This window comes from Streptomyces lonarensis (assembly GCF_012033735.1).
In the GTDB taxonomy this organism is placed as follows: Bacteria; Actinomycetota; Actinomycetes; order Streptomycetales; family Streptomycetaceae; genus Streptomyces; species Streptomyces lonarensis.
Genome location: NZ_JAAVJD010000203.1, coordinates 1 through 9,615 on the forward strand (window position 1 = coordinate 1; position 9,615 = coordinate 9,615).

A 9,615-nucleotide genomic window follows, 5' to 3' on the forward strand; every position below is an offset into this window, starting at 1 on the left:
GCGCAGGTCGCGCCGGGCGACGCCCGGACGGCGGCAGCGCGACGTGCCGGATACCGGCCGGCACGGGGCGCGGGAGGTACGTGCGCCGGCAGTACCGCGCCCCGGGTCGCGCCCCGCCCGACGCCCCGCACCGCGTCCCGGACGGCGCGATTCGGGCGTGCGCGCGGGCGACGACCGTGCCTAGGCTGACGTGACGGACGGTCATGGGTGCCGGCCCCGGCCCGAGCGGCGGGCCGGGTACGGAGAGGAGCGGACGTGCTGAGCCTGGACATGATCGTGCTGGGGTGCGCCGACGACCGTCGGGCCGCCGAGTTCTGGAAGGCGGCGCTCGGCTACGTCGAACGCGATCCGCACGACCCGGACGCCTGGCTGGTGCTGCTGCCGCCCGACGGGCACGGCCCGGGGCTGGCGATGGACCTCAGCGACCGCCCCGCGCCCGAGTTCCCCCACCTCCACCTGGACCTGCACGTCCGCAGCGCCGCCGAACAGCGCTCGGAGGTGGACCGGCTGGTGGCGCTGGGCGCCGAACGGGTGCCGTGGAAGCACTACCCGGCCGACGCCGACTTCGTGGTGCTGGCGGACACCGAGGGCAACCGGTTCTGCGTCGTGGACGACTCCTACGCACCGCCCGCCCCGGGCGCGGACGCCCGCAGCCGGAAGGGCGACGGCCGGGTCGGCGAGGCGGGCGGCGGCCGGGCGGCCTCCCGGGCCCGACCCGCCACGTCCGGCCCGGTGGCGGCGATCGTGCCGGAGGGGGCCGAGGACGGCACCACGTCGGTGGCCCGGCCCTCGCCGCGGCCGGCTCCCGCCCGGCCCTCCACCCCCGGGCCGGTGGCGCCCATCGCCCCGGCGGGCGCGGACGACCCCACGGACGCGTCGAACGGGCCCCCGCAGGCCGAGCCGCCCACAGCGACGGAACCCTCCACCCCGTCGGACGCCGCGCCCTCCGCCACCGCACCGTCGCCTCCGCCCGCTCCTCCGCAGCCCCCTGCCGCACCTGCGGCAGCCGCCCCGCCGCCACCGCCGCACCCGCCCGCGACGCCCGGCCGCGGCACGATCGAGACGCCGGCCTTCCGTCCGGACGAGACCGACTTCGCCGGGGCCGAACACCTCGACCCCGCGTTCGTCGCGGGCTTCGACCGCAAGCAGGGCAGTCCCGACCCCGCCGAGGACATCGCGGCGCTGCGGGACCACGGGGTCGGGGCGCGGTCGACGGTGGTCGATCTCGGCGCCGGGACCGGTCAGTTCGCCCTCGCCGCCGCCCGGGCCTTCGGCGCGGTGGTGGCGGTGGATGTCTCCCCCGCCATGCAGGACCACCTGGAGCGCGCCGCGGCGGCCCGGGGGCTCACCAACGTCCGTCCGGTACGCGCCGGTTTCCTCAGCTACGAGCACCGGGGAGCGCCGGTCGACGCCGTCCACACCCGGCACGCCCTGCACCAACTGCCCGACGTGTGGAAGGCGGTCGCCCTGCAGCGGATCGCGGAGCTGCTGCGCCCCGGCGGGCTGCTCCTCCTCACGGACCTGGTGTACGACTGCTCACCCGCCGAGGCCGAGCCGCTGTTCCGGCAGTGGGTGGCCGGCGCGGCCGCGGTGAACGCGGCCGACGGGTACACGGCGGCCGACTACGCCGAGCATCTGCGCACCGAGTTCTCGACCTTCCGGTGGCTGCTGGAACCGATGCTCGACCGCGCGGGGTTCGAGGTGCTGCGCAGCGAGTACCGGGGGCGGGTCTTCGCCCGCTACCTCTGCCGTCGGGTGGGCGGGGCCTCGCCCGGCAGCGGCTGACCGCAGGCCGTGCGGTGCGGCGGCCGGGTGTGCGGCCGCCGCACGGGACCGCGGGCCGCGCAGCAGGCGGTCAGCGGGTGGTCATCGGGTGGTGTGCGCGCCGCCGTTGACGTGGATGGTCTGCCCCGTGATGTGCCGGGCTCCCGGCGAGGCGAGGAAGTGGATGGTGGCGGCGATGTCGTCGACCGCGCCGGGACGCTTGTCGTGGGTCTCCTCGACCAGCCCCTCCCGCCGGCGGTCCGTCATCCGGCCGTGGAAGAGGTTGGTGTCGTCGACGAACCCGGCGGCGATGACGTTGCTGGTGACGCCCTTCGGCCCGAGCAGTGAGGAGAGCACGACGTTCCACGCCGCCAGCGCCGCCTTCGCCGCGCCGTAGGAGCCGGCGCCGTGGTCGGCTCCGATGGCTCCCAGCGAGATGACGGTCCCGTCCGGGGAGGCGAGCAGCCGGTCGCGTACCGCGGTGGTGGTGAGGACGGCGGTCAGCAGGTTCTTGCTGAGGGCGGCGTTCCACTCCGCGAGGGTGGTCTCCAGCTGCGACTGCGCGGAGGCGGTGAACTCGGGCAGGCCGCCGGCGGAGTTCACCAGGACGTCGAGCTCGTCGCCGATCGACTCGGCGAGGCGTGCCACCTGTCCCGGGTCGGTCCCGTCGCAGACGATGCCTTCCGCACCGCTCTCGTCCGCGGCCGACCGGACGCGGTCCTCGTGGCGACCGGTGATCACCACACGGTCCCCGTCGGAGACGAAGCGCTTGGCGGCGGCAAGGCCGATACCGCTGCTGCCGCCGGTGATCAGTACAGTCCGTGCCATGGTCCGGGCCCCCTGGAGTCCGCTGCGCTGCGACCCAGGTGACCGACATGGGGCGCGATGTCCGATTTCCGCACGCTAGCAGCCGTGGGGCGGCGGACCGCTCGACGCACCGTGCGCACGGACGGCAGCCCCTGTCCGGCGGAGAGCGGGCGCTACGGAGGCACGCCCCGGCGTTCGCGCGGGTGCCGACGGCGCGCTCGCGGGTGCAGCGAGAGCCGCGCCGCCGCCCGGTCCGGAGCCGGGCCGCCGGCGCGGGCCGACGCGAGCGGTTCAGTCGGCGGAGGGCACCACGAAGAGGCGGGACATCCCGGCGGCGAGGGCGAGGTCTCCCGCCACCCGCACCCGCCGGGCCACGTACAGCCCGAACGGGTTGGCCGCGCCCGAGGTGAGCCGAAGGAACTCCAGGTCGCCGAGGGTGAGTGTGGTGCGGGGTTCGGCGTCCGAGGCACCGGCCCGGACAACGCAACGGCCGGCGTCCACCCGCACCTCGTAGGTCTCGGTGGTGGCGCCGGTGATCTCCCAGCGGACGAGCGCGGACAACCCGACGGCGGCCTCGGCCCGCAGCTGGGACGGCATCCGCGCGAACACCTCGTCGAGGACGCGCTTGCGGAGGACCGGGTCGGCCGCGAGCGCGGCGACCTCGTCATCGGTGAGCCGCGCCGCGAGCGCGGCGAACTCCGCGGGGGAGACGGTGGTGAGGTCCAGCTCCGCGAGCCACTCACGCGTCAGCCGCGCGGGCGGCGCCGCACCCGGCCGAGCGGCATCGGCGGGCGCCGCGCCCGGTGGCGAGGCGTCGTCGCACACGACCGCGTCGCGGAATCCGTCACCGGTCATCAGCCGCCCCCGTGAAGCGCTCGGACATCAGGGGGTGACCCTATGAGCCCGGCGCCGGCCCCACAAGATCGCCTCCGTCGCGGTGCCGTCCGCCTCCGCCGCGCGGCCTGCCGGTCCTTGCGGGCGGGACGGACGGCGCGGGGGAAACCGGTTGGCCCACGGCGCCCGAATGCGAGACGATACGTCTCGTACCGCTCGTGTCTCAGCCGTTCCGACGAAGGAGGAGCCCGTGGCCCGCCCGCGCCCCGCGCACATCGCCATGCTGTCCATCCCGGCCGTGAGCCACGTCTATCCGCATCTGGAGGTGATCCGAGAGCTCGTGCGGCGCGGCCACCGCGTCAGCTACGCCAACGACCCACGGGTCGCCGACCTCGTCACCGGCACCGGGGCCGCACTGGTCCCCTACACGTCGATCCTTCCGGAGGCCGACTGGCCCGAGTCGCCGATCGCCGCGATGGACCTCTTCCTCGACGAGGCGATCCAGGTACTGCCGCAGCTCCACGCCCACTTCACGGCCGACCGGCCCGACCTCTACCTCTCGGACATCGCCGGCGCCCCGTTCCGCGTTCTCGCCGAGACGCAGGGCGTGGGGCTGGTGCAGCTCTCTCCCGCTTCCGTTGCGTGGGAGGGGTACGAGGACGAGGTGGGAGCCTGGCTCCATGCGCAGCCGGGCGCCGACGCCTACCAGGCGAAGGCACGGCGGTGGCTGGCGGAGACCGGGGCGACCACCACCGATCCCGACACCTTCCTCGGGCGGCCCGACCGGAGCATCGCGGTCATCCCACGCGCCATGCAGCCCCACGCGGACCGCGTCGATCCGATCCGCTACTCGTTCGTGGGCGCCTGCCTCGGGGCCCGGGACACCGCCGACGCGTGGGAGCGTCCGGCGGCGGCGGACGGCAGGAGACTGCTGCTGATCTCGCTCGGTTCGGCCTTCACCGACCAGTCGGAGTTCTACCGCGCCTGCCTCGCCGCCTTCGGCGACCTGCCGGACTGGTACGTGGTGCTGCAGATCGGAAAGCAGACCGACCCCGCACTGCTGGGTGAGATCCCGGACAACGTGGAGCTCCACTCCTGGGTGCCCCAGCCCGCGATCCTCGCCCACGCCGACGCCTTCATCACCCACGCCGGCATGGGCGGCGCCAAGGAGGGACTGCGCCAAGGCGTGCCGATGGTCGCGGTCCCCCAGGCGGCCGACCAGTTCATGAACGCCGACCGCTTGGTCGCGCTGGGCGTGGCGCGACGGCTGGACGCCGACGACGCCTCCCCCCTCTCGCTGCGCACCGCGCTGCTGGCGGTGGCCGACGACCCCGGGGTACGGGAACGGCTGACGGCGTTGCGGGACGAAGCTCAGCGCGAGGGCGGCACCTCGCGGGCGGCAGACCTGGTGGAGGCCGAGCTGCCGCGAACGCGCGCCGCCGACGGCACGCCGGGGCCGACGGGCACCTGATCGACCGGCACCTGACCCGGCCCGGTCGAGCCAGGTCAGGTCAGAGCACGAACGGCTGGTCGTGGTCGCCGAGCATGGGCCGACCGGCGTCGGCCCAGGCCAGCATCCCGCCGTCCACGTTGGCGGCGTCGACCCCCTGCTGCACGAGGTAGGCGGTCACCTGGGCGGACCGGCCGCCGACCTTGCAGATCACGTGGACCGGACCGCCGTCGGCACGCTCACTGATCTCGGCGAACCGCTGCACGACCTCGCCCATGGGGATGTGCAACGCGCCCTCGGCGCGGCCGGCGGCCCATTCCTCGGACTCGCGTACGTCGAGAAGCAGACCGTCGGCGGGCAGGGAGTCGACAGTGACGGTGGGCACCTGCATGAAGTTCATGGCTGAACCCTACTCATAACGGTCGCTGCGGCGGAGCGCCGCCGACACCCAGACCGTCTCCGTCCCGGCTTCAGTTGCCGCGAGCGTCGTACGACGTCCCGTGGCCGCCGCCGTCGGAGAACTCGGAGCCGTGCCTGCCGTCCCCGGCCGGGCCGTACTCACCGCCCCCGCTCGGGCCGTACCCATCACTCCCGGCCGGGTCGGCGGCACCGTAGCCACTGGCAGCGTCACCCCAGCCGCCGTCCCCGTGGGGCGGGGACGCCTGGGAAGCACCGCCGTGCAGCCGGTTCAGCTCGGCCTCACGCTCGCCGATCTTGCGGTGCAGGTCGGCGGCGATCTCCTCCAGCAGCGCGTCCGGGTCGTCCTTCGCCAGCTGCAGCATGGAGCCGACGGCGCCCGCTTCGAGGTCCGCAGCTTCGGCCGCGAGGCTCTCCTTCCGCGCGGCCAACCACTCCAGGCGGGCAGCGAGCTCCTCGGCCCGGGTGAACGGCGTCGGCTCCGGGGCGGGACCGGCGTTCCACTCGTCGAAGAGCTGCTGGAGCGCGTCGACGTCGCCACGGGCGTAGGCCTGGTTGACCCGAGCCACGAAGGCGCCGCGACGGCCGCGCTCCGTCTCGTCGGTCACCAGGTCGGGGTGCGCGGCGCGCATCAGCTCACGGAAGAGCTTGCGGGCCTGCTCGCCGGGCCGGACGCGGGGCGGCGGCTGCACGGACTGCCCGGTGAGCATCGCCACCGCGTCGGATCGGATGCCCTCGGCCTCCAGCCACCCCTCGAAGAGGCCGGGCAGCTGCGGCATCGGCAGCAGCTGGGCCCGCGCCTCCTCGGCGCGGCGCCGGTCCGCCGGGTCCCCGGTCCGTGCGGCGATGGTCTCCGCGATCAGCGCCTCCAGCTCCTCCAGGCGCTGATGCAGCGGGCCGAGGCGCTCCTCGTGGAGGCGGGCGAAGTTCTCGACCTCGATCCGGAACGACTCCACGGCGATCTCGTACTCGATGAGCGCGGTCTCGACGGCACGCACCGCCTGCTCCAGCCGCTCGGTGGCGGCCTGGTCGGCAGCTGCGCCCTGCTCCGACGCGGCGGGCTCCCCGACGCCGAAGGTCTCGGGGTGCTGCGGCGGAGCCGCCGCCTGCTCACCCGCGCCCTCGGCGTGGGAGTCGTAGGGGCCTGGCCGGTGCTGTGCGTCTTCCGGGGTGGTCACGGGCAACAGGCTACGTGCCACAGCAGAGTGCGTCGCTCCGGGACCGTTCACCCTCGGACACCTTCGGAAGGTGGGCCGCCGACCCGCGACGCCCACGGCACCTCGACTCCGGCGGGGCGTTCCCACCGGTGACCAGTCAGGGCGGTGCGACCCGACGCCCGACGGTGCGATGTTCCACGTGAAACCTCCGAGCCCCGGGCGATCCCGGCGCCGCCCGCACCTCTGGGGAGCGGGCGACTCACCCCTCCTCCCGGAACTCCTTCGGGCACGCAGCAGCACCGTCGGCAAGGTGACGATCGGCCCAGCTGGTCAGCTCCAGCATCGCCGGGCGAAGCGCGTGACCGGCGGCGGTCAACTGGTACTGGACCCGCAGGGGCGGCCCGGCATCGACCTCACGCGTCACCAGACCGAGCTCCGCCAGTTCGGTCAGCCGGTCGGAGAGCATCCGCTCACTGATGCCCGGAACGGAACGCCGCAGGGTGGCGAAGCCGCCCGGGCCATTGATCAGGGCCGCGATGAGAAGTCCGGTCCACCGCTTGCCCAGAAGGGAGAAAACACGCTGTATGCCGTCTGCCGGCTCCCGGCAGACACTTTGCTCGTCGGCGCCGGCCGCCCGTCGTGCCCCGATCTCAGTCATGGCCCCAGCCTACTGGAAAACATCTTGCAGGTGCAGAAAAGTAAGCCTCTGTGGTACTAATAGCAGCGCACCCAGTGAGAGCTACTCACTTCAGGCATTGGAGGCATCACCCCATGGCAACGCTGCTGCACATCGACTCGGCCCTGGCCCGCGAGAACTCCGTCTCCCGCGCAGTGACCGCCAGCTTCCGCGAGGCATGGGAGGCCGTCCACCCCGATGGCACGGTCATCCACCGCGACCTGGCCGCCGAGCCGGTTCCCCACATCGACGCTGAGGTCTACGGCACGGGCTTCGTCCCGGCCGAGGAGCGCACCGCCGAGCAGCAGAGCGCCGCGGCACTGCGCGAGCAGCTGATCCGCGAGCTCGAAGAGGCCGACGCCATCCTCATCGGCGCGCCCCTCTACAACTACGCCATCCCCTCGACGCTGAAGGCATGGCTGGACCACGTCATCCTGCCCGGCCGCACCAGCGGTACCGAGAACCCCAGCGCTGCCGGCACCCCCGTCACGGTCGTGAGCAGCCGTGGCGGCTCCTACGCCGAGGGCACCCCGCAGGAGGGCAACGACTTCGCCGTGCCGTACCTGACCCACGCGCTCGGCACCGTGCTGGGGCTGAAGGCCGAGTTCATCGTGCCCGAGCTGACCCTGGCGCGCGTGGTGCCGGCGATGTCCGGTCTGATCGAGGCCGCGGACGCCTCCGCCGCCTCCGCCCACGAGGCGGCCAGCAGCCTCGGCCGTGAGCTGGGCGGCAAGCTGGCCGGTGCCACCGTCTGACCGGCCTGCCCGAGGGGGGCCTGCTCCGGTCACCGGACGAACGGGGCGTCGTGCACACGTGCACGACGCCCCGTTCGCGTTCCCGGAGCCACCTCGCCGGCGAACTCGGCAGCCGGTCCTGTCCCCGTCACGACTCGTACACCGGCCCGTGCACCGACCTGTGTGCGTCCTCCATGCACCGGCGGAGCGTGCAGCGTCCGGCCGGGCCGCCTGGCCCGACGGCGGGGGCACGGAACGCCCCCGCAGGCCGCTCAGCCGACCGGGCGGGAGCCCTCGTGGCCGTCGGCGACGGGTTCCGTGCGCGCGCCCTCCGCAGCGGGACGGTGCGCCGCAGTGGTCTCGCCACGCCGCGCGGCGATGTCGCCCCCGCGGGGTCCGGGGGTCGCGACACCCGCGGGGCTGTTGGCGCCGGGTGCCGACAGCGCCGTGGACGCGGCCGTCGCGTGCACCGCCTCCAGGTGGCGACGCACACCGCGCACCAGGCGCCCCGCCGTGAACGTCGCCCCGTGCACGAACCGCATGGCGGGCCCGAACGACGGCGCGCTGAGGAGTCCCGCGAAGAACAGGCCGGGAACCGAGGACTCGAAGGCCGATCCCAGCCAGGGCGCCCCGCTGCCGGGCGTGGTGCGCACCCCGGCCCGCAGCGACGGCGAGAGCATCGCCAACCGGTCGAGCTCCGGCACGAAGCCGGTGGCCGCGACGACGTGCCCGGTCTCCATCGTCCGCCGCGTCCCGTCCGGCCCCGCGACCCGCAGGCGTACCCCGCCGTTGGCGGCGTCCGCCGAGACGATGCTGCGGCACAGGAAGGCGGGGACCACGCCCTCCACCCGGTCGCGGAGCCACCAGGCCCCGGCCGGGCCCAGCGCGGTGTCGGCGATCCGCACCCGGAGTGTGCTGGGCAGCCGCCGCACCGCCCACGGCAGCTCGGACCAGGCCCAGCTCGACCAGCCGGTGCCGAGCCCGGAGTGCGGCTCGCGCAGCGAGGCGAGCGGGGGCCGCCGCAACGGCTGCGGCAGGGTGTTCCAGTTGATCCGCTCCGCCCGGGCCAGGAGCTGCGGCCGCGCGCCCGCCTCGGCGAGCAGCGCGGCGGTCTCCAGCGCCGCCTGGCCGGCGCCGACAACGGTGACGTCCAGGCCGAGGAAGCCGGACAGGTCACCGTGGTCGCTGCTGTGCGACGCGAGCTGCGGCGGCAGCCCGCGGAGCGGCCCGGGGCGGTTGACGAACGGCATGACGCCGATCGCCAGCGCCACGGACCGGGCGCGGATCGTGTCGTTGTCGGCGGTGGTGACCGTGAACCCGCCGTCGGTGCGGGCGACGGAGGTCACGGTCACCTCCTCGACCCGCGGCTGGAGTTGCTCGGCGAACCACATTCCGTAGTCGCTGAAGGTCCGGATCGGTAGCGGCGAGGCGTGCTCGGCCCGCAGCCCGCGCGGCGCGCAGTAGGCCGAGAGCGTATGGCGCCGGCCCGGGTCGGAGAGGTTGGACGACCACGGCTCGGACTTCAGGAACATGCCCTCGGGCATGTGGTCCCGCCAGCTCGCCATGGGCCGTCCCAGCACCCGGATGTCGAGCCCGGCTGCGGCGGCGTGGGAGGCGATCGACAGTCCGTAGGGGCCTGCGCCCACCACGACGAGGTCATGCATCAGTAATCCCCGCTCACTTTCCTTGACGTGCCCGTGGTCTCGGGCGTGTTCGACCTGGGGACGGGCGACGAGGCCGGTTCGGCCCGCGCCGGGGTGGGGCTCGGTCGGGGGG

Annotated in this window: 9 protein-coding genes; 3 read left to right on the forward strand and 6 right to left on the reverse strand. The window is 74.5% G+C overall.

Annotated features, from left to right (window positions below; translation table 11 throughout):
• Positions 1 to 255: 255 nt before the first annotated feature.
• The gene (locus tag HCN56_RS27305) at positions 256 to 1,785 is read left to right on the forward strand and encodes a VOC family protein (protein ID WP_209312975.1); all 1,530 of its coding nucleotides are present in this window, start codon (positions 256 to 258) and stop codon (positions 1,783 to 1,785) included.
• 81 nt (positions 1,786 to 1,866) lie between these two features.
• Here HCN56_RS27305 and HCN56_RS20095 read toward each other — a convergent pair whose 3' ends face one another.
• A complete protein-coding gene (locus tag HCN56_RS20095; RefSeq protein ID WP_167973145.1) occupies positions 1,867 to 2,592 on the reverse strand; it encodes an SDR family NAD(P)-dependent oxidoreductase in 726 nt (241 codons plus the stop codon).
• 270 nt (positions 2,593 to 2,862) lie between these two features.
• Positions 2,863 to 3,426, reverse strand: a complete 564-nt coding sequence (locus HCN56_RS20100; protein WP_167973146.1) for an SCP2 sterol-binding domain-containing protein — start codon at positions 3,424 to 3,426, stop codon at positions 2,863 to 2,865.
• A 259-nt stretch (positions 3,427 to 3,685) separates the two neighbouring features.
• Between HCN56_RS20100 and HCN56_RS20105 the strand changes: the two genes are divergently transcribed.
• Positions 3,686 to 4,876, forward strand: coding sequence for a macrolide family glycosyltransferase (locus HCN56_RS20105; protein ID WP_167973153.1), 1,191 nt, complete (start codon positions 3,686 to 3,688; stop codon positions 4,874 to 4,876).
• A 40-nt stretch (positions 4,877 to 4,916) separates the two neighbouring features.
• Here the strand turns inward: HCN56_RS20105 and HCN56_RS20110 are convergent, their stop codons facing one another.
• The 3 genes from HCN56_RS20110 to HCN56_RS20120 form a co-directional block, all read right to left on the reverse strand.
• Positions 4,917 to 5,255, reverse strand: a complete 339-nt coding sequence (locus tag HCN56_RS20110; protein WP_167973147.1) for a rhodanese-like domain-containing protein — start codon at positions 5,253 to 5,255, stop codon at positions 4,917 to 4,919.
• A 70-nt stretch (positions 5,256 to 5,325) separates the two neighbouring features.
• Positions 5,326 to 6,450, reverse strand: a complete 1,125-nt coding sequence (locus HCN56_RS20115; protein ID WP_312871313.1) for a hypothetical protein — start codon at positions 6,448 to 6,450, stop codon at positions 5,326 to 5,328.
• 238 nt (positions 6,451 to 6,688) lie between these two features.
• Positions 6,689 to 7,087: a winged helix-turn-helix transcriptional regulator gene (locus HCN56_RS20120; protein WP_167973148.1), complete on the reverse strand. Its 399-nt coding sequence runs from the start codon at positions 7,085 to 7,087 to the stop codon at positions 6,689 to 6,691.
• Between the two features lie 113 nt (positions 7,088 to 7,200).
• On the opposite strand from HCN56_RS20120, the gene HCN56_RS20125 reads away from it, so the two are divergent.
• Complete coding sequence (locus HCN56_RS20125) at positions 7,201 to 7,860, forward strand: FMN-dependent NADH-azoreductase (protein ID WP_167973149.1); 660 nt, start codon at positions 7,201 to 7,203, stop codon at positions 7,858 to 7,860.
• 251 nt (positions 7,861 to 8,111) lie between these two features.
• Here HCN56_RS20125 and HCN56_RS20130 read toward each other — a convergent pair whose 3' ends face one another.
• A complete protein-coding gene (locus tag HCN56_RS20130) occupies positions 8,112 to 9,503 on the reverse strand; it encodes an NAD(P)-binding domain-containing protein (protein WP_167973150.1) in 1,392 nt (463 codons plus the stop codon).
• Positions 9,504 to 9,615 lie beyond the last annotated feature (112 nt).